This is a genomic window from Kribbella polygonati, from assembly GCF_050320105.1.
In the GTDB taxonomy this organism is placed as follows: Bacteria; Actinomycetota; Actinomycetes; order Propionibacteriales; family Kribbellaceae; genus Kribbella.
In genome coordinates this window covers 3,031,545-3,050,803 of sequence record NZ_CP190129.1, presented here as the reverse complement: position 1 = coordinate 3,050,803, position 19,259 = coordinate 3,031,545, and the positions used below count along the sequence as shown (strand labels likewise).

14 protein-coding genes are annotated in these 19,259 nt (G+C 70.4%); 11 read left to right on the top strand and 3 right to left on the bottom strand.

Going from position 1 to position 19,259, the window contains the following annotated elements:
* Positions 1-65: 65 nt before the first annotated feature.
* The 3 genes from ACQHIV_RS14560 to ACQHIV_RS14550 are packed head-to-tail and all read right to left on the bottom strand — an operon-like array spanning position 66 to position 4,666.
* Positions 66-2,441: a transglutaminaseTgpA domain-containing protein gene (locus ACQHIV_RS14560; RefSeq protein ID WP_427894564.1), complete on the bottom strand. Its 2,376-nt coding sequence runs from the start codon at positions 2,439-2,441 to the stop codon at positions 66-68.
* A complete protein-coding gene (locus tag ACQHIV_RS14555) occupies positions 2,438-3,724 on the bottom strand; it encodes a DUF58 domain-containing protein (protein ID WP_427894562.1) in 1,287 nt (428 codons plus the stop codon). The genes ACQHIV_RS14560 and ACQHIV_RS14555 overlap by 4 nt, the downstream gene beginning before the upstream one ends.
* Before the next feature lie 3 nt (positions 3,725-3,727).
* Positions 3,728-4,666 (bottom strand): AAA family ATPase, encoded by a 939-nt coding sequence (locus ACQHIV_RS14550; protein WP_427896490.1) that lies wholly within the window; start codon positions 4,664-4,666, stop codon positions 3,728-3,730.
* 565 nt (positions 4,667-5,231) lie between these two features.
* On the opposite strand from ACQHIV_RS14550, the gene mraZ reads away from it, so the two are divergent.
* The 11 genes from mraZ (at position 5,232) to murC (ending at position 19,251) form a co-directional block, all read left to right on the top strand.
* Positions 5,232-5,663, top strand: a complete 432-nt coding sequence (mraZ, locus tag ACQHIV_RS14545) for a division/cell wall cluster transcriptional repressor MraZ (protein WP_130446673.1) — start codon at positions 5,232-5,234, stop codon at positions 5,661-5,663.
* Positions 5,664-5,895: 232 nt separating this feature from the next.
* Positions 5,896-6,873 carry a 16S rRNA (cytosine(1402)-N(4))-methyltransferase RsmH gene (gene rsmH / locus ACQHIV_RS14540; protein WP_427894559.1) on the top strand — a complete coding sequence of 326 codons (978 nt, stop codon included), beginning with the start codon at positions 5,896-5,898 and terminating at the stop codon, positions 6,871-6,873.
* Complete coding sequence (locus tag ACQHIV_RS14535; RefSeq protein ID WP_427894557.1) at positions 6,873-7,529, top strand: hypothetical protein; 657 nt, start codon at positions 6,873-6,875, stop codon at positions 7,527-7,529. Before rsmH ends, ACQHIV_RS14535 begins: the two co-directional genes overlap by 1 nt.
* A 610-nt stretch (positions 7,530-8,139) precedes the next feature.
* Positions 8,140-9,939, top strand: coding sequence for a peptidoglycan D,D-transpeptidase FtsI family protein (locus tag ACQHIV_RS14530; RefSeq protein WP_427894555.1), 1,800 nt, complete (start codon positions 8,140-8,142; stop codon positions 9,937-9,939).
* A 68-nt stretch (positions 9,940-10,007) separates the two neighbouring features.
* Complete coding sequence (locus tag ACQHIV_RS14525) at positions 10,008-11,534, top strand: UDP-N-acetylmuramoyl-L-alanyl-D-glutamate--2,6-diaminopimelate ligase (RefSeq protein WP_427894553.1); 1,527 nt, start codon at positions 10,008-10,010, stop codon at positions 11,532-11,534.
* Positions 11,531-12,922 carry a UDP-N-acetylmuramoyl-tripeptide--D-alanyl-D-alanine ligase gene (locus tag ACQHIV_RS14520; RefSeq protein WP_427894551.1) on the top strand — a complete coding sequence of 464 codons (1,392 nt, stop codon included), beginning with the start codon at positions 11,531-11,533 and terminating at the stop codon, positions 12,920-12,922. Before ACQHIV_RS14525 ends, ACQHIV_RS14520 begins: the two co-directional genes overlap by 4 nt.
* Positions 12,923-12,951: 29 nt before the next feature.
* Positions 12,952-14,019 carry a phospho-N-acetylmuramoyl-pentapeptide-transferase gene (gene mraY / locus ACQHIV_RS14515; protein ID WP_427896488.1) on the top strand — a complete coding sequence of 356 codons (1,068 nt, stop codon included), beginning with the start codon at positions 12,952-12,954 and terminating at the stop codon, positions 14,017-14,019.
* Positions 14,016-15,443 (top strand): UDP-N-acetylmuramoyl-L-alanine--D-glutamate ligase, encoded by a 1,428-nt coding sequence (gene murD / locus ACQHIV_RS14510; RefSeq protein ID WP_427894549.1) that lies wholly within the window; start codon positions 14,016-14,018, stop codon positions 15,441-15,443. The genes mraY and murD overlap by 4 nt, the downstream gene beginning before the upstream one ends.
* A 4-nt stretch (positions 15,444-15,447) precedes the next feature.
* A complete protein-coding gene (gene ftsW, locus ACQHIV_RS14505) occupies positions 15,448-16,683 on the top strand; it encodes a putative lipid II flippase FtsW (RefSeq protein WP_427894547.1) in 1,236 nt (411 codons plus the stop codon).
* Between the two features lie 22 nt (positions 16,684-16,705).
* Entirely contained in the window at positions 16,706-17,794 is a 1,089-nt protein-coding gene (murG, locus tag ACQHIV_RS14500; RefSeq protein ID WP_427894546.1) for an undecaprenyldiphospho-muramoylpentapeptide beta-N-acetylglucosaminyltransferase, read from the top strand.
* Positions 17,791-19,251, top strand: a complete 1,461-nt coding sequence (gene murC, locus ACQHIV_RS14495) for a UDP-N-acetylmuramate--L-alanine ligase (RefSeq protein ID WP_427894544.1) — start codon at positions 17,791-17,793, stop codon at positions 19,249-19,251. The genes murG and murC overlap by 4 nt, the downstream gene beginning before the upstream one ends.
* Positions 19,252-19,259: the final 8 nt, after the last annotated feature.

The following is a 19,259-nucleotide window of genomic DNA, read 5'->3' as shown; positions in this document are numbered from 1 at the left end:
CGGCCACACCCGCGCCCTCCAAGGCCGGGTGTGGCCGTTTCTGCACGCTCAGGAGAACCGGGGTTTCAGCCTCTGTGTGATCCTGCTGTAGAGCGCTTCGGGACGACCAGGGCGCGGAGACGGGCCAGGAGTAGGTCGAACTCGTCGAGCAGGTCGGACGCCTCGGTTGTGCCGCGGCTCAGGTACCAGCGCCAGGACGGCGGCAGCAGCCGTGCCCGCCACCGGCGGCGGCCCGATGCCTGCGACCAGAGAGCCTGGCGTACGGCGGCCGCGTCCTCGCGGAGGTCCAGCTCGGCGTTCGTGTCGCCGGCGTATCGCAGGGCCTCGATGCCGCGGGCCAGCCGGCGCGCCGGCAGGTGCGCCTCCTCGGGGAGCTGCGACACCAGCCACTGACCGGACTGGCGCGGCGTCGAGATCTCCGACCAGTCGAGGTTGAGGTCGCGTGCGGTGTCCCGGACCTCCGCCCACAGCCCTTCGGCCCCGGCCCGTCCCGGCAGCCGCAGGTACCGCCGCCGGCGGGTGAGGGTCCGGACCAGCCACGGGATGCAGATCAGCAGGATCGCGCCGAGCACGCCGGCGATCGCCTGACCGCCGCCGTTGCTGAACCAGTTGCCGGTGCCGATCGCCGTACCGCCGGTCTGGTCCGGCAGGTTCGGGTCGTGCCGCGGCTTGTCGATCGACGGGCTCTGCTTGCCGCCCGGCGTGGTCGGCTCGGTGGTGGCCGACGGCGTGGTCGGGGTGATGGTCCCGTTGGCAGGCACCGTCCAGCCCGGCGTGGTCGACACCCGCGCGGACGGCGTCGGCTCGAACCGGACCCAGCCGGTGCCCTGGAAGTACAGCTCCGGCCAGGCGTGCATGTCGTGCATCCGGACCGTGTACACGCCGTCCTTGCCGGCCGTCCCGGGCAGGAAGCCGATCCCTACCCGGGCCGGGATGCCGAGGATCCGGGCCATCAGCGCCATCCCGGTCGCGAACTGCTCGCAGTACCCGGACTTGCTGGTCAGCAGGAAGTCCTCGAGCGCGGCCATTCCGCTGCCCTTGACGTTCTGGGTGCTGTACGTGAACCCGCCGGCGGTGCGGAACCAGTCCTGCAGCAGTACGGCGGCCTCGAACTTGTTGTCCTTGGCGTCCGCGGTCACCCGGTAGGCGAGCTGCTTGATGTCGTTCGGCGTCCGCTCCGGGACGATCATCGTGTACTTGTCCGGGGCGGCGGTGGTGATCGAGTCGTGCAGCTGCTCCGGCGTCGGCTCGAGGTCGTACGACGTCAGCTTGTACTTCTTGCCCGCGACGATGCCGCCGTCGCCGGACATCACGTCCAGCGCGCCGGAGTCGAAGTTCCACTCCTTCTTCAGTGAGATCGACTTGAGCGGGTACGGGACCGGGACGAGCTGCGAGCGGAGGTCGCGGGTGACGTTGATGTCCATCGTGGTCACCGGGACCTTCGACAGGTCGCCGTTGAAGCCGGGCGGGGGAGTCAGGTCGCTGCCGTTCAGCCTGTTCTCCTGGCCGCGCGGCGCGATCTGCCAGGTGTTGCCGTCGAACAGGTCGAGCGCGGTCAGCCGCAGGTAGCTGCCGCCGGTCGGGCCGCCCTTGTACGTCAGCGCGACCACGTTCTCGCCGCGCTTCAGGTTGCGGCCCATGTCGAGCATCGGGTTGGTTGACGAGATCGACGCGCCGATCCCGGAGCCGGAGCTGCCGCCGGCCAGGCCGTTGCCGATCACGCCTTCCGGCAGCGACGGCAGGAGCGCGGGCAGCAGGGCGGCGATCGCGACCACGGTGAGACCGATCCGGCGGCCGGCCTGGCCGAGCGCCGACGCCTCGACGGGCTCGGCCGCGTCCAGGTGCGAGACGCCGGAGATCCGGCGGCCCCAGCGGCTGAGCCGGCTGCGTCCCTCGGAGGACAGCAGCACGATGTAGCCGATCGCCGGCGGGATGAACAGCAGCCACGGCAGCCCGCCGTGCACGGTCGCGGCCGGCACCGTGTACATGATCAGCAGCAACAGCCCGGACCAGGCGGCCTGCCGGAGCTGGACCGCGATCACGTGGATCAGGAACCCGGTCACCGCGATCACGGTCACCGCGAAGAGCGTCAGGTGCGGGTCGGGAGGCAGCGGTGCGCTGAACCGGTTGATCGAGTCCATCGCGTCGGCCATCTGCGCGTTGAACTCGATCGCGGTCGCCTTCCACGGGAACAGCCCGAACTTCATCGTGCTGTGCAGGAAGAACAACGAAAGCAGTTCGGCCAGCACGAGCAGCTGGACGATCGGTACGACGATCCGCGGGATGCGCAGGTTCTGCAGCAGTACGCCGACCCCGGTGATCAGCGCACACAGGAACGCGCTGACGAACAGGAACGGCCCGGAGAACACCGGCGTGAGCACCAGCGACCCGAGCGCGGTCGCGCCCCAGGCAGCGATCGAAATCCTTGCGTGACCGGTCATGCGATGCGTCCGCTCCTCAGGCCCAGGCCGGACCAGACGGTCGGGAGGTGGTCGCCGCGGCGGACTCTGGCGACGCGCCAGCCGTTGCGGCGGAGTTCGTTCTCGGTGGCGTCCGTGGCCGCGGTCAGGCGGGCCGCCTTCTCGGTCGCCTCCGCGCCGACCGCCCAGCTGGCCGCGTCCAGCACCAGCGCGACACCGGTCGCCTGGCCGGTCCGCCAGCGGTTCAGCGCGATCACGTCGTCGGTGCTGCAGGCGCCCAGGACGGCGATCACCAGGCTCGGGTCCTGCGCGTGCCGGTCGACGGTCAGCAGCGGGCCGACCTCGGCGTACTTGTGCTCCTCGACGGTCGCGCACTCGGTCAGCAGTTGCTGCTGGCTGAGCGGCTGGTGGACCGCGGCCGACGTCCGGTGCGTGATAGCGGAGAGCGTGGTCGGTCCGCCGAGCATTGTGGTGACGTACCCGCGGCGCAGCCGGTCGATGCCGATCGAGGCGACCGCGCTGACCGCCCACTCCAGGCTCGACGACGGCCCGTGGCCGTGGTGCGAGATCACCCGCGCGTCCAGGAAGAGCGCGCACCGGCTCTGCCACGGCTGCTCCTCGCGGCGGACCATCAGCTCGCCGCGGCGCGCCGTCGACCGCCAGTGCACCCGCCGCAGGTCGTCGCCGTCGCGGTACTCGCGGACCGTCGCGTCCTCCTCGCCCGCGGCCGCGATCGCCCGCGGCCGGTTCTCACCGGATCCGGCCCGGTCGGCCCCGAGCCGTACCTCAGGAAGCTTGTAGACCCGCGGCGTGACCAGCAGGTGCTGGCTGCGCGTGAACGTCCGGCTCGTCTCCACCAGCCCGAACGGGTCGGCCACCGTCAGCATCAACGGTCCGACCTGGAACAGCCCGCGGACGTCGGACTTGACCGGGTACGTGACGGTACGGCGCCAGTTCGGGCTGACCCGGTCGACGACGAACCGCGGCCGATGACCCAGTACGTAGGGAATCCGGTCCTCGAGCAGCAGCAGCCCCGCGGGCATCCGCCCCTGGTTGCTCAGCGTCAGCTCGACGGTGGCCTGCGTCCCGACCGGGACCTGGTCCGGCGCGAGGCTCCGGCGTACCTGCAATCGCAGCCGGGTCCGGCCGACGACCAGCGCCGCCACCACCGGCAGCGCGGCCAGCAGGATGCCGACCCGCAGCAGGTCCTTCTGGCCGAGCAGCAACGCGCACAGCGACGCGGTGATCCCGGCGGCGACGAAGGCCCGCCCTCGGGTGGTCAGTCCGCGCAGTGCCTGCCGCATGTCTCAGTCCCGACGGGTGCGGGGGAGCGGCACGCTGGCCACCAGCCCGGCGATGATGTCGGCCGCACCGCGCCCACCGAGATGCGCCTCGGCCGCCGGCAGCACGCGGTGCGCGAGCACCGGTACCGCCAGTTCCTGGATGTCGTCCGGCAGCACGAACTCGCGGGAGTCGAGCGCCGCCGCCGCGCGCGCCGCGCGGACCAGGTGCAGCGTCGACCGCGGGCTCGCGCCCAGCCGGAGCTCCTGCGAGCGGCGGGTCGCGCCGACCAGTGCGACGGCGTACTCCTTCACCGACTCCGACACGTGCACCGACTGCACGGTCTTCACCAGCCGGAGGATCTGCTGCCCGTCCGTGACCGGCTGCAGGTTCGCCAGCGGGTCGTCGGCCGCGTGCCCGTCCAGCATCCGCAGCTCGGCCGCCGGCTCCGGGTAGCCCATCGACACCCGCGCCATGAACCGGTCGCGCTGCGCCTCCGGCAGCGGGTAGGTGCCTTCCATCTCGATCGGGTTCTGCGTCGCGATCACCATGAACGGCGCTTCCAGCGCGTACGTCGTGGTGTCGACGGTGACCTGGCGCTCCTCCATCGACTCGAGCAGCGCGGCCTGCGTCTTCGGCGAGGCCCGGTTGATCTCGTCGCCGACCACGATGTTCGCGAACACCGCGCCGGGCTTGAACTCGAAGTCGCGGATCTCCTGGTTGAAGACCGAGACGCCGGTGATGTCCGACGGCAGCAGGTCCGGCGTGAACTGGATCCGCCGCACGCTGCAGTCGATCGACTTCGCCAGCGCCTTGGCCAGCATCGTCTTCCCGACGCCAGGGACGTCCTCGATCAGCAGGTGCCCCTCGGCCAGCAGGACCGTGACGGCGACCTCGACCACGTCGGACTTGCCCTCGATCACCTGCTCCATGGCCCGGCGGACACGGCCCGCCACCTCGGACAGCTCGTCGAAGTCCCCGGCCCCTGCCAGCGGCGAGCTGGTCGCGGTGGTGCTCACTCTGAGTCCTCCCCATTCGTTGACTGCCGACACATTCTCACCCTCTGTAGGGGTCGGGCCAAGAGTTTCGCGGCTTGGCGGATCGATCGTCATCGGCGCACGCCCCAAGGGTCGGTAGTCGTCCCTCCAAGCGTACGGGCGGCACCAGCGGCTTGTGGGGCGTACGACGCCGCGAATCGGTACCTGGTTCACGAGCGGGCCGGACCAATGGTTCATGGCTGTCCGGCGCAACCGTCCTCCACTTTCCTCCACCGGCTCCTCCACTCCGCTCCACAACCCGCTCCACTTCGCTCCACCACAGCCCTCCACCACGCTCCACACGCCGGTCCGTGGCGGCAGTTGAAGCGGCAGCGACACGCGGGCGCCGAGCGTGGATTCAGGCGGCACGGGGGCGGAATGGGGCGGAAGTTGGTTGACGGTGGTGGAAAGTGGAGTAAGGTGGAGCGCAGTGGAACTGAAGTGGTGGAAAGCACTCGCCTGAGTCGGAGAGTCCGCAACGGGGAGGTGGAGCGTGTTCCTCGGAACTCACTTCCCCAAGCTCGACGACAAGGGGCGGCTGTTCCTGCCGGCGAAGTTCCGCGACGAGCTGGCCGACGGTCTGGTGATCACGCGAGGGCAGGAGCGATCGCTCTCGGTGTGGCCGGAACGTGAGTTCGTCCAGCTGACCGAGCAGTTGAAGCAGGCTCCGATCACCAACAAGGGTGCGCGGGACTACCTACGGATGTTGTTCGCCGGCGCCTCCAACGAGATGCCGGACAAGCAGGGCCGGGTCACCATCCCACCGATGCTGCGGGACTACGCAAGCCTGGACCGCGACTGCGTCGTCATCGGGGCGATGAATCGGGTGGAGATCTGGAACACGGAGAACTGGAACAGGTACTCCGCGGAGCAGGAGCAGGCGTTCGCCGACCTCTCCGAGGAAGTACTGCCAGGCATCTTCTAAAGCTGAACAGAGTGCGTGGACCGAGAGACACCGACCGTCCGGTGAGATCACGGGTCCGACTTCCGACCTGGAGTGTTGGCGTCACTTCCCCGGCGCCAAGACCGAGCAGGTACTTCCCCGGAAGGCGTACCCGCGATCTGACCGGACGGTGCTGTCTACCCACGTACCAGCACATGACCTGCGGGGGCAGGGTCGTTCCCGCAGCTGTAGGTAAGTGACGGGAAGGGTCGAGATGGACGCTGCGGAGCGGCATGTGCCGGTGATGCTGGAGCGCGTGGTCGCGCTGCTGGCACCGGCGCTCGCGCGTCCCGGCGCTGTCCTCGTCGACGCGACCCTCGGCCTCGGCGGGCACTCGGAGGCGTTCCTGACGCGGTTCCCCGAGGTGCGGCTGATCGGCTTCGACCGGGACCCGAACGCCCTCCGGCTGGCCGGCGAGCGGCTGGCCCGGTATCAGAGCAAGGACGAGCAGCGGCTCACGCTCGTGCACGCGGTGTACGACGAGTTGCCGCGGGCGCTCGCGGATCTCGGCGTACCGGCGATCGACGGCATCCTGTTCGACCTGGGTGTCTCGTCGATGCAGCTGGACGAGGCCGACCGCGGCTTCGCGTACTCGCAGGACGCGCCGCTGGACATGCGGATGGACCCGACCCGCGGCATCACCGCGGCGGAGATTGTGAACACCTACAGCGCGGCCGACCTGGCCCGGATCCTGTTCCAGTACGGCGAGGAGAAGTTCGCCCGCCGGATCGCGGACCGGATCGTCCGGGAGCGGGCGGCCGAGCCGTTCACGAACACCGCGCGGCTGTCCGACCTGGTCCGGGACGCGATCCCGCAGGCCGGCAAGCGGACCGGGGGACACCCGGCGAAGCGGACCTTCCAGGCGCTGCGGATCGAGGTGAACGGCGAGCTCGACGTCCTGCGTCGCGCGCTGCCGGCCGCCCTCGGCGCGCTGGCGCTGCACGGCCGGATCGTCGTGATGAGTTACCACTCGCTCGAGGACCGGATCACCAAGCAGGCGTTCGCGCCGGGCACCAAGTCCGACGTACCGGACGACCTGCCGGTGATTCCGGCCGGGCACGAACCGTATCTGAAGCTACTGACCCGGGGCGCCGAACGGCCGACCGCGGAGGAGGTCGCGGTGAACCCGCGGGCCGCCTCCGCTCGGGTCCGGGCGGCCGAGCGCATCCGGGAGAAGGGACTGGTGGCCTGATGAGTACCGTCTTCAGCCCGCAGAAAGCGCGGGTCACGCCGGCCCCGGTGGCGAAGAAGGAGCAGCCGCGGCTGCGGGTCGTGTACGGCGCGCCGTTCCGGCCGCCGCGGATGCCGTTCGTCATCTTCGTGGTGTCGCTGCTGGCCGCCGGGCTGGTCGGCCTGCTGCTGCTGAACACGCAGCTGCAGAGCGGGACGTTCGACATCACCAAGCTGAACAGCCAGGCGAACGACCTGCGCGATCAGCAGCAGCAGCTGGAGAAGCAGGTACGGGCGCTGGAGTCGCCGCAGAACCTGTCCGACCGGGCGCTGAAGATGGGCATGGTGCCGAACCCGAACCCGGTGTTCCTGCGGCTGGCCGACGGGCGCGTGCTCGGCGTACCGGCCGAGGGCAAGGCGGGTGCCGGTACGGCGATGTTCGGCCAGCAGACGCCCGCGGCGACGACCAAGTCGGTCACGCCGGTCAAGCCGGTGACGCCGGTCAAGCCCGTGACGCCGGTCAAACCGGTCACGCCGGTGAAGCCTGTGACGCCGGTGAAGCCGACGACCGCGAACACGCACACGACGACCACCACCAAGAAGCCGCCGGCCGGCACCAAGCCGCCGGCCACGACGCTGGGCTCCACTACGAGGGCCGCCACGACCACACGGGGATGATCGGATGACGGACCGACGGGGAAACGAGCCGCCACGCAAGCGTGGTACCGAACCAGGCCGGGGCAATCCACCCCGCAAGGCTCAGCCCCGTCGCCCATCCACTACGGACAGTGCCCGCACCACCCCCCAACGCCCCGAATCCACCCGCGACCGCCTGCTCCGCAAGGCGGAAGAGGAAAAGCGAGCCTCCGCCCGTCGCCCCACGTCCGGCGACCGCCCAGCCGGCTCGACGCCGGCGGGTGCCTCCGGCGCGCCTTCGCGCGACTCCGGCGCGACCCGCCGGAGCGCGCGTTCGCAGTCCTCTGAAGGACGAGGCGCTGCGCGCCGGACGGCCCCGGGCGGCGGCCGGTCGACGGCCGATCGGGCGGGCGCCGGAGGCGCCACGCGGGGGAGCACGTCGAGTGCTCGCCGCTCCGCGGCCGCCAGCGAGGCGCGGGGTCAGGCGCGGAAGGCGCCGGCCAAGAAGGCCGCAGGTGCGGCGCGCACTGTAGGCGCCAAGAAGGCCGCAGACTCGGCGCGCACTGCAGGTGCCAAGAAGGCCGTCAAGAAGACAGCTGGTAAGAAGCGGCCGCCGCAGAATCGGCCTCAGCCTCGGCCCAAGAAGCGGAAGGTGCGGAAGGCACCACGGATGTTGCGGCTGGGGCGGCCCGCGTTGCGGTTGCGGCTCACGTTCGGGGTGATGGCGTTCGTCCTGTCGTTGTTCGCCGGCCGGCTCGTACTCCTCCAGGGTGTCGACCCGGACAGCTACGCCGCCGCGGCGACCAAGGAGAACGCGCGGTCGTTCATCCTGCATGCCGACCGCGGCACCATCGAGGACCGCAACGGCGTCGAGCTGGCGGTCACCGAGGACGCGGTCGCGATCACCGCCGACCCGCAGCAGACCAAGCCGGTCGCGCAGCAGTTGGCCGCGATCCTGGTGCCGAAGCTGCCCGGTACGACGGCCGCCAAGCTGATCGCGGCGATGTCCGGCCCGGGCCGGTTCGCCTACCTCGCGCACCAGGTGAGCCCGACCACGTGGAGCGCGATCCAGGCCGAGATCAAGGCCGCGAACGTACCGATCACCAAGCAGAACAAGGGCAAGCCGCAGGAGCAGCAGGCCAAGCTGCTGGGCGGCCTGTACACCGAGCAAGAGCCGATCCGCAGCCACCCGAACGGCACCATCGCCGCGAGTATCGTCGGCGTGACCGGCGGCGACGGCAAGGGGCTGTCCGGGCTGGAGTACGGCCTGAACGACAAGCTCTCCGGCGCCGACGGCAAGGCCGTCTACGAGGTGGATGCCCGCGGCAACCAGATCCCGAACGCGAACCACACCGTCCAGGAGCCGAAGCCGGGCGTGGGCGTCCAGCTGACCCTGGACACCGACCTGCAGTTCTTCGCCGAGAAGCGGATCCAGCAGGCGGTCCAGCAGTACAAGGCGAGCGCCGGCACGGTCGTGGTGATGGACGTGAAGACCGGCGAGCTGCTCGCGCTGGCGAACTACCCGTCGTTCGACCCGAACAACAAGAAGACCTGGAACAACCTGGGCAACACCGCGCTCGACCGCAGCTTCGAGCCGGGCAGCGTGCAGAAGGTGGTCACGATGGCGGCGCTCGCCGACGCGGGCCTGATCGACCTGAACACGAAGATCCCGGTGCCGGGCACGATCGACGTCCAGCGCCGGATCATCAAGGACCACTGGGCGCACGACACGATGAACCTGACCGTCTCGGGAATCATCGCGAAGTCGTCGAACGTCGGCACGATCATGCTCTCGCACCGGATGCCGATCCCGCGGTTCGTGAAGTACCTGCACGACTTCGGCTTCGGCGAGCCGACCGGGCTGAACTTCCCCGGCGAGACGAACGGGCGGCTGGCCCCCGGCGACGAGTGGCCGGAGATCACCCGGTCGAACGTCGCGTTCGGCCAGGGCCTGTCGGTGAACGCCGTCCAGGAGGCCGCCGCGGTGAACGCGGTCGCGAACGGCGGCGTGTACGAGCCGCCGAAGCTGGTCCGGAACTACATCCAGGCCGACGGCACCCTGACCCCGAACCAGACCGCGCCGTCGCGCCGGGTGGTGAGCGAGAAGGCCGCCAAGGAGGTCACCACGATGATGGAGTCGGTGACCGCGAAGAAGGGCACCGCGCCGCAGGCCGCGATCGACGGCTACCTGGTGGCGGGCAAGACCGGTACGGCGCAGCAGGTCGTCCCCGGCACCGCGAAGTACGGCGCCTGGGCGACTTCTTTCGCCGGATTCGCGCCCGCCGACAACCCACGGTTCGTGACGTACGTCGTACTGCACGATCCCCAGGGTGCCCGGGGTGGTGGTCTCCAAGGAGGACCGGTGTTCCGAGACGTGATGAGCTACGCGCTGCAGAAGTACGTCGTCCCGCCGACCGGGGCGACGCAGCCGAGCATCCCGCTCACCTGGTGATGAACCGGCAGTTGGTGACGCAGGGTCAGGTAGGAGTCACAGGGTCCGTGGCGGTAGCCTCAGGGCCCGTGTCCACCCCTACCGCCGCCGGCGGCGCGGTCGCAGCGATCAGGCCCCGGCACGTCGTGCCGGTGACCCTCGCCGACCTCGCGAACGTCGCCCACGCACAGCTCCCGGCATCGTCGCCGGTGGTTGTGACCGGCGTATCCCTCGACTCGCGTTCCATCCTCCCCGGCGACCTGTACGCCGCCCTGCCCGGTGCGGTCACGCACGGTGCGGAGTTCGTCGCGAAGGCCCAGCAGGCGGGCGCGGTCGCCGTACTGACCGACCCGTCCGGCGCCGAGCGCGCCGCGGCCGGCGGGCTCCCGGTACTGGTCGTCGACCGGCCGCGCAGTGTGCTCGGCGCGGTCGCGTCCCGGATCTACGGCGAGCCGACCAGCGAGCTCCGGCTGATCGGGGTGACCGGCACCAACGGCAAGACCACCACGAGCTTCCTGCTGGACTCGGTCCTGCGGCAGCTCGGGCCGTCGGCGCTGATCGGGACGATTCAAACGCGTGTTGGCGACGAGGTCGTGAAGAGCGTCCGGACGACTCCGGAGGCGACCGACCTGCAGGCGCTGTTCGCGGTGATGCGCGAGCAGGCGGTCGCGTGGTGCGCGATGGAGGTGTCGAGCCACGCGCTGGCGATGGGCCGGGTGGACGGCGCGCGGTTCGCGGTCGCGGGGTTCCTGAACCTGACGCAGGACCACCTGGACTTCCACAAGACGTTCGAGGACTACTTCCAGGCGAAGGCCTCGTTGTTCACCCCGGAGCGCTGTGATGTCGCGGTGGTGACGATCGACGACGAGTACGGGCGCCGGCTGGCCGCGCAGACCGTCGTACCGCTGGTCACCGTGTCGGCGATCGGCGACGCCGACTGGACTGTCGCGGACCGGCACCGGTCGGAGCACGGCACGTCCGTGCTCGACATCCGGGGGCCGGGGGAGAGGCTGACGGTCGAGATCGGGCTGCCGGGCGACTTCAACGTGGCGAACGCGCTGCTGGCGACCGCGATGCTGCGGCAGCTCGACATCCCCGCCGAGGCGATCGCGGCCGGGTTGCGTACCGCCACCGTGCCGGGCCGGATGGAGACGTTCACCCGGGAGGACGGGCTGGCGGTGATCGTGGACTACGCGCACACGCCGGACGCGGTCGCGCTGGCGTTGCGGGCCGCGCGCGGTGCGACCAAGGGCCGGTTGTTCGCGGTCCTCGGCTGCGGCGGCGACCGGGACCCGTGGAAGCGGCCCGCGATGGGCGCCGAGGCCGCGAAGGCGGCGGACGTGGTGATCGTCACCGACGACAACCCGCGCAGCGAGGACCCGGCCGCGATCCGGGCCGCCGCGCTGGCGGGCGCCCGGGCCGCCGTACCGGACGTGGACCTGCACGAGATCGGCGACCGCCGGGAGGCGATCGCGTCGGCGATCCGGCTGGCCGGACACGATGACACCGTGGTCGTTCTCGGGAAGGGTCATGAGACAGGCCAGGAGGTCGGCGGTGTGATCTACCCGTTCGACGACCGCGAAACCGTGCGTGAGCTGTTGGAGGCAGATCGGTGATCCCTGTCAGTTGCGGCGAGATCGCCGACGTCGTCCGCGGCGAGCTGGTCGGGGCCGACCCCGCCGCGGTCGTCGACGGCGCGGTCACGATCGACTCGCGGGAGGCCGGACCGGGCGGGCTGTTCGTCGCGCTGCCCGGCGAGCGCGTCGACGGCCACGACTTCGTCGGTACGGCGACCGCGGCCGGCGTCACGGTCTCGCTGACCACCCGCCCGGTGGACGGCAGCCCCTGCATCGTCGTCGACGACGCGGAGCGCGCGCTCGGCGACCTGGCCCGGCTGGTGATCGGCCGGCTGCCGGACCTGACCGTGATCGCGCTGACCGGGTCGACCGGCAAGACCAGCACCAAGGACCTGATCGGCCAGCTGATCCGCCCGTACGGCGAGACGGTGTGCCCGGAGGGCTCGTTCAACAACGAGCTCGGCCACCCGCTGACCGCGCTGCAGGCGACCCCGGCCACGAAGTACCTGGTCGCCGAGATGGGCGCCAGGCACACCGGCGATATCACCTACCTGTCCGGCATCACGCCGCCGGCGGTCGGCCTGGTGCTGAACGTCGGTACGTCGCACATCGGCGAGTTCGGGTCTCAGGACAACATCGCGACCGCCAAGGGCGAGCTGATCGAGGCCGTGCGGCCCGGCGGTACGGCGGTACTGAACGCCGACGACCACCGGGTGGCCGCGATGCGGAGCCGGACGCAGGAGAAGGTGCTGACGTTCGGCGAGGCGAACGAGGCGGACGTCCGCGCCACCGACGTGAAGGTCGACGGCGAGGGCCGGCCGGCGTTCACGCTGCACATCGGCGACTTCAACGGCGCCGTACAGCTGCAGCTGATCGGTGAGCACTACGTCTCGAACGCGCTCGCCGCCGCGGCGGTCGCGCTGGCGGTCGGGCTGACGCCGGAGCAGATCGCCGACGGGCTGACCGCCGCGCAGCGGGTGTCCGCCGCGCGGATGGAGCTGACCGAGCGGGCCGACGGCGTGACGATCATCAACGACGCGTTCAACGCGAACCCGGACTCGACCCGCGCCGCGCTCAAGTCGCTGGTCGCGATCGGCCGGTCCCGGGGCGCGCGGACCTGGGCGGTGCTCGGCGAGATGCTCGAGCTCGGCGACACCTCGGGTGCCGAGCACGACGCGATCGGCCGGCTGGCCGTCCGGCTGGACGTGAGCCGGTTGGTCGTGGTCGGCGCGGGCGCGAAGCCGATGCACCTCGGCGCCTCGCTGGAAGGCTCGTGGGGCAACGAGTCCGTGTTCGTCGAGACGATCCCGGAGGCGCTGGAGTTGCTGCGCGAAGAGCTGCGCGCCGGCGACGTTGTACTGGTGAAGTCCTCGAAGGCGGCCAAACTCCGCAGCCTCGCAGACGCCCTGGTGGAGGCACAGCAGTGATCTCGATCCTGTTCGGCGGCGCCGTCTCGATGGTGCTGACCCTGATCGGCACCCGCTGGGCGATCAAGTGGCTGGCCAAACGCGGCTACGGCCAGGAGATCCGCGACGACGGCCTCAAGTCGCACATGATCAAACGCGGTACGCCGACCATGGGCGGCACCGTGTTCATCGCGGCCACCATCGTCGGGTACTTCTCCGCGAAGGTGTTCGTGATGCTCACCACCGGCGCCGGCAGCGGGCCGAGCGCGTCGGCGCTGCTGGTGCTGTTCCTGTTCGCGGGCATGGGCGCGGTCGGGTTCCTGGACGACTTCATCAAGATCTTCCGGCAGCGCAGCCTCGGCCTGCGCAGCAAGGCGAAACTGGCCGGCCAGACGCTGGTCGCGGTGATCTTCGCGGTGCTCGCGCTGCAGTTCCCCGACGACCGCGGGCAGCGGCCGGCGTCGCCGTTCATCTCGTTCATCCGCGACATCGGCTGGCTGGAGCTGCCGGCCATCCTGGTGATCATCTGGATCCTGCTGCTGATCGCGGGCATGTCCAACGGTGTGAACCTCGCCGACGGCCTGGACGGTCTGGCCACCGGCGCGTCGATGATGGTGTTCGGCGCCTACACGCTGATCTGCATCTGGCAGTTCAACCAGAGCTGCGCGACCGAGCGGGGCGTCGGCGCGAAGTGCTACGAGGTCCGGGATCCACGCGACCTCGCGGTCGTGGCGGCCTGTCTGACCGGTGCGCTGTTCGGGTTCCTGTGGTGGAACGCCTCGCCGGCGAAGATCTTCATGGGCGACACCGGTTCGCTGTCGCTCGGCGGCGCGCTCGCCGGCATGGCCGTGATGACCCGCACCGAGCTGCTGGTGCTGGTCCTCGGCGGCCTGTTCGTCGTCATCACCGCGTCGGTGATCCTGCAGGTCGGCTACTTCAAGATCACCAAACAGGCGACCGGGGTCGGGAAACGGCTGTTCCTGATCGCGCCCCTGCACCACCACTTCGAGATGCTCGGCTGGGAGCAGGTCAACGTGGTGATCCGGTTCTGGATCATCCAGGGCCTGTGTGTGGTGATCGGTCTGGGGATCTTCTACGCGGAGTGGGTGACCGGATGAGGACGCGTACGGACGCGGGCTGGGACACGACGCGGTTCGTCGTGCTCGGCTTCGGTACGGCGGGCTACGCCTGCGCCGACTCCCTGCTCCAGGCCGGCGCGGAGCACCTCGTCGTACTGGACGACCGCGACACCGAGGCGCTGCGCGAGAAGGCGCGGATCCTGGAGACGCTCGGCGCCACGATCACGCTCGGCCCGGGCAGTACGGCGGAGCTGCCGAAGGACGTCGACGTCGTCGTGACCTCGCCCGGCGTACCGCCGCACGCGCCGCTGCTCGCCCAGGCGGCCGAGCGCGACGTGCCGATCTGGAGCGAGATCGAGCTCGCCTGGCGGCTCCGGGACCCGGCGAACGCGGCGCCCTGGCTGTGCATCACCGGCACCAACGGCAAGACCACGACCGTGCAGATGCTGACCGCGATGCTGCGGGCGGCCGGCCACCGGGCCGTTGCCGCGGGCAACGTCGGGCTGCCGCTGCTCGAGGCGGTGCTGGACCCCGAGCCGTACGACGTGATCGCGGTCGAGCTGTCGTCGTACCAGCTGCACTTCACGCACTCGATGTCGGCGCACTCGGCCGCCGTGCTGAACATCGCCCCGGACCACGTCGACTGGCACGGCTCGCTCGAGGCGTACGCCGCGGACAAGGGCCGGATCTTCGCGAACTGCCAGGTCGCGTGCGTGTACAACGTCGCGGACCCGGCCACCGAACACCTGGTCGAGGAGGCCGACGTGATCGAGGGCTGCCGCGCGATCGGCTTCACCCTCGGTACGCCGGGACTCTCGATGGTCGGGATCGTCGACGACCTGCTGGTCGACCGGGCGTTCATCGAGCAGCGGTCGACGTCCGCGCTCGAGCTGGCCACGATCGGCGACATCACGCCGCCCGCGCCGCACAACGTCGCGAACGCGCTGGCGGCGGCCGCGCTGGCTCGTTCGTTCGGCGTGCCGGCGACCGCGGTGCGCGACGCGCTGCGCAGGTTCCGGCCGGACGCGCACCGGATCGCGCACGTCGCGGAGGTTGCCGGGGTCAACTATGTCGACGACTCGAAGGCCACCAACCCGCACGCCGCGCAGGCCTCGCTGCTCGCGTACGAGCACGTGGTGTGGATCGCCGGCGGTCAGGCCAAGGGGGCGACGTTCGACGACCTCGTGATCGCCGCCCGGAGGAGTTTGCGTGCCGTCGTCCTGCTCGGCCAGGACAAGGCCGTGATCGCCGAAGCTCTCGAGCGACACGCACCGGATGTCCCGAGGATCGTCGTCGAGTCAACGGACACTGGTGCCATGGAGATCGTGGTGGGGGAGGCGGCGAAGCTCGCACAGGTGGGTGACACCGTGCTGCTCGCCCCCGGCTGCGCGTCCTGGGACATGTTCGCCAACTACGGAGCCCGCGGCGACGCCTTCGCCGAAGCCGTTCGCCGACTGGGGTGATCAGGTGACGTCGGTCGCGGATCAGCCGGATCAGAAGAAGAGCACCGAGCGCCCGTTGATGACGGCGGTCAAGGACGTGCTCGACCGGCCGCTGACGTCGTACCACATCGTTCTCGGTGCGACCGGCCTGCTGCTGGTGCTCGGACTGATGATGGTGCTGTCGGCGTCCAGCGTGCTGTCACTGCGGGTGTACGGAAGCAGCTACACCATCTTCAGCCGGCAGCTGATTTGGGTCGGGGCCGGCCTGCCGATGGCCTACATCGCCTCCCGGATGACGCCCCGGCACTTCCGCATGCTCGCCTACCCCGCGCTGCTCGGCTCGGTCTTCCTGCTGGTGCTCACGTTCATCCCCGGCCTCGGCGTCGGGGTGCAGGGCAACACGAACTGGCTGCGGCTCGGTGGGCCGCTCCAGATCCAGCCGAGCGAGTTCGCGAAACTCGCGATGGTGCTGTGGTGTGCGGACCTCTACGCCCGCAAGGAGAAGTTGCTCACCCAGTGGAAGCACCTGCTGGTGCCGATGGTCCCGGTCTGCGGCCTGGTGATCGCCCTGGTGGTCGGCCAGCACGACCTGGGTACGGCGCTGGTCCTGATGGGCGTGATGATCGGCATGATCTGGATCGTCGGCGCCCCGACCCGGCTGTTCGTCTCGCTGATCGCCGTCGTCGGATCGGTGGCGACCTACTTCGTGATCGCGGAGCGGTACCGGATGCAGCGGGTGACCTCGTTCATGGACCCGTTCTCCAACCCGACCGGCGTCGGCTGGCAGGCGTACCACTCGTTCTACGCGCTCTCGACCGGCGGCTGGTGGGGCGTCGGCATTGGCAACAGCCGGCAGAAGTGGAGCAACCTGCCGGAGGCACACACCGACTTCATCTTCTCGGTGATCGGTGAGGAACTCGGCCTGGTCGGGTCGCTCACCGTGCTCGCGCTGTTCCTCACGCTGGCCTACGCCGGGGTGCGGATCGCGACCCGGAACAGCCAGCCGTTCGTCCGCTACGCGGCGGCCGGGATCACTATCTGGATCATGTCCCAGGCCGTGGTCAACCTGGGCGCCGTGATCGGACTGCTACCCATCGTGGGTATTCCGCTCCCGTTGGTGTCGTACGGTGGGTCCGCACTGTTGCCGACGATGATCGCGATCGGCATGCTGCTGTCCTTCGCGAAGGCCGAGCCGGCTGCGCAGGCCGCTCTGAAAGAATCCAGGCGACCTCGTTTCAGCTGGATGAAGACACACAAGTGAAACCGCGGGAGCGTTGAAAGCTGTGCCCAGCATCGTTCTGGCCGGTGGCGGTAGCGCCGGCCACACCTCACCCCTGATCGCCACGGCGGACGCTCTGCGCCGGATCGACCCGACCATCGAGATCCTCGCCCTCGGGACCGAGCGCGGCCTGGAGACCCGGGTGGTGCCCGAGGCCGGGTACCGGCTCGAGCTGATCCCCCCGGTGCCGCTGCCGCGCAGGCCCACGCCCGCGCTGTTCGCCGTACCGGGCAAGATGCTCGCCTCGGTGAGCGCCGCGCGGAAGGCGCTCGACGAGGCCAAGGCGGACGTCCTGGTCGGCTTCGGCGGCTACGTGTCGACGCCGGCGTACGTCGCCGCCTGGCGGCGCAAGACCCCGATCGTCGTGCACGAGGGCAACGCGGTGCCGGGGATCGCGAACAAGTTCGCCGCGAAGTACTGCACCGAGAACGTGAAGACCTCGTTCCCGGGCTCCGACCTGCCGCACGCCGAGTACGTCGGGTTGCCGATCCGGCGGGCGATCTCCACCCTGGACCGGGCCGCGCTGCGCGCCGAGGCACGGCAGTTCTTCGGGCTGCACCCGGACGCGCCGACGCTGTTCGTGACCGGTGGATCACAGGGCGCGCAGCGGATCAACGAGTCCGTCTCCGGTGCCGCCGCGGACCTGCAGGCGGCCGGCATCCAGGTGCTGCACGCGATCGGCCCGAAGAACACCCTCGAGGTGCCGCGGACCGGGCCGCTGCCGTACGTCGTACTGAACTACGTCGACCGGATGGACCTGGCGTACGCCGCCGCCGACCTGGTGGTCTGCCGCTCGGGCGCGAACACCGTGACCGAGGTGTCCGGCGTCGGCCTGCCGGCGATCTACGTTCCGCTGCCGATCGGTAACGGTGAGCAGCGGCTGAACGCGAAACCGGTCATCGACGCCGGCGGCGGCGTGCTGATCGACAACGCGGAGCTGACTGTCGACTGGGTGCGGGCGAACGTGCCGCAACTTCTGCTCGACCGCGAGCGTCTGACAGCCATGTCCACAGCCGCGACCGGTGTCATCCGGACCGACGCCGACGACCGATTGGCGCGGATCATCCTCGATGTGGTGAGGTCTGCGTCGTGATCGTCACCGCTCCTGACACCCTGCTGCCGGCCGAGAAGCTGGGCCGGGTCCACTTCGTCGGCATCGGCGGCGCCGGCATGTCCGGCATCGCCCGGATCATGGCGTCCCGCGGGATCGAGGTGTCCGGCTCGGACGCCAAGGACGGCAAGGTGCTCGCCGCGCTCCGGGCGCTCGGCGCGACCTGCTGGGTCGGGCACGAGGCGGAGCACGTGGCCGCCGTCGACACCGTGGTGGTCTCCACCGCGATCCGCGAGACCAACCCCGAGGTGGTCGCCGCCCGCGCGGCCGGCATCCCGATCCTGCCGCGGGCCGCCGCGCTGGCGTCGGTGATGGTCGGCCGCCGGACGATCGCGGTCGCCGGTACGCACGGCAAGACCACCACCACGTCGATGCTCACGGTCGCGCTGCAGCACTGCGGCGCCGACCCGTCGTACGCGATCGGTGGGAACCTCAACGAGTCCGGGTCGAACGCGCACGACGGCAACGGCGACCTGTTCGTCGCCGAGGCGGACGAGTCGGACAGGTCGTTCCTGACGTACTCGCCCGAGGTGTCGATCGTCACGTCGGTGGAGCCGGACCACCTGGACAACTACGGTGACGAGGCCAGTTACCGGAAGGCGTTCGAGGAGTTCTGCGCCCGGGTGCTGCCCGGTGGGTTCATGGTGATCTGCCAGGACGACGCCGGCGCGCGGCAGTTGGCGTCGTACGCGCGCGACCGCGGGATCGACGTCCGGACGTACGGCGAGTCCGAGGACGCGGACCTGCGCGTGACCGAGCTCACGGCGACCGGGGCCACGCAGTCGTTCGTGCCGGTGTACCACGGACGCAAGCTGCCGGTGGTGAACCTGCAGCAGGCCGGCAAGCACAACGCGCTGAACGCGTCCGCCGCCCTCAGCGCGGGCCTCGGGCTCGGGTTCTCCGCGGCCGACCTGGCCGAGGGGCTGGCCGCGTTCACCGGGACCGGCCGGCGGTTCGAGTTCAAGGGGCTCGAGGACGGCGTCCGGGTGTTCGACTCGTACGCGCACCACCCGACCGAGCTGGCCGTCGACCTCACCGCGGCCCGTCAGGTGGCGGGGGAGGGGCGCGTGATCGCGTGCTTCCAGCCGCACCTGTTCAGCCGGACGCGGATCTTCGCGACCGAGTTCTCCGAGGCGCTGGCGCTGGCCGACGAGGTCGTGGTGATGGACGTCTTCGCGGCCCGCGAGGACCCGGAGCCCGGCGTCACCGGTGCGCTGATCGCGAACCACGTGCCGCTGAAGCCGGACCAGGTCCGGTTCGAGCCGTCCTGGTCCGCCGTACCGCGGCTGGTCGCGGACCTGGCCGAGCCGGGCGACCTGGTGGTCACGCTCGGGGCCGGTGATGTGACGCTGATCGGGCCGGAAGTCGTTGGTCTGCTGGCCGAACGCAGCCTCACCCGCGAGCCTGCGCCGGAGGCCGTCACCCCTGTGGTTTCGTAAAAGGGTGG

What these genes read in the sequence shown, in the direction of transcription:
- ACQHIV_RS14560 (WP_427894564.1), bottom strand. Translation starts at nt 2,441, where the DNA reads ATGACCGGTCACGCAAGGATTTCGATCGCTGCCTGGGGCGCGACCGCG.
- ACQHIV_RS14555 (WP_427894562.1), bottom strand. Translation starts at nt 3,724, where the DNA reads ATGCGGCAGGCACTGCGCGGACTGACCACCCGAGGGCGGGCCTTCGTC.
- rsmH (WP_427894559.1), top strand. Translation starts at nt 5,896, where the DNA reads ATGGACGCTGCGGAGCGGCATGTGCCGGTGATGCTGGAGCGCGTGGTC.
- ACQHIV_RS14535 (WP_427894557.1), top strand. Translation starts at nt 6,873, where the DNA reads ATGAGTACCGTCTTCAGCCCGCAGAAAGCGCGGGTCACGCCGGCCCCG.
- mraY (WP_427896488.1), top strand. Translation starts at nt 12,952, where the DNA reads ATGGTGCTGACCCTGATCGGCACCCGCTGGGCGATCAAGTGGCTGGCC.
- murD (WP_427894549.1), top strand. Translation starts at nt 14,016, where the DNA reads ATGAGGACGCGTACGGACGCGGGCTGGGACACGACGCGGTTCGTCGTG.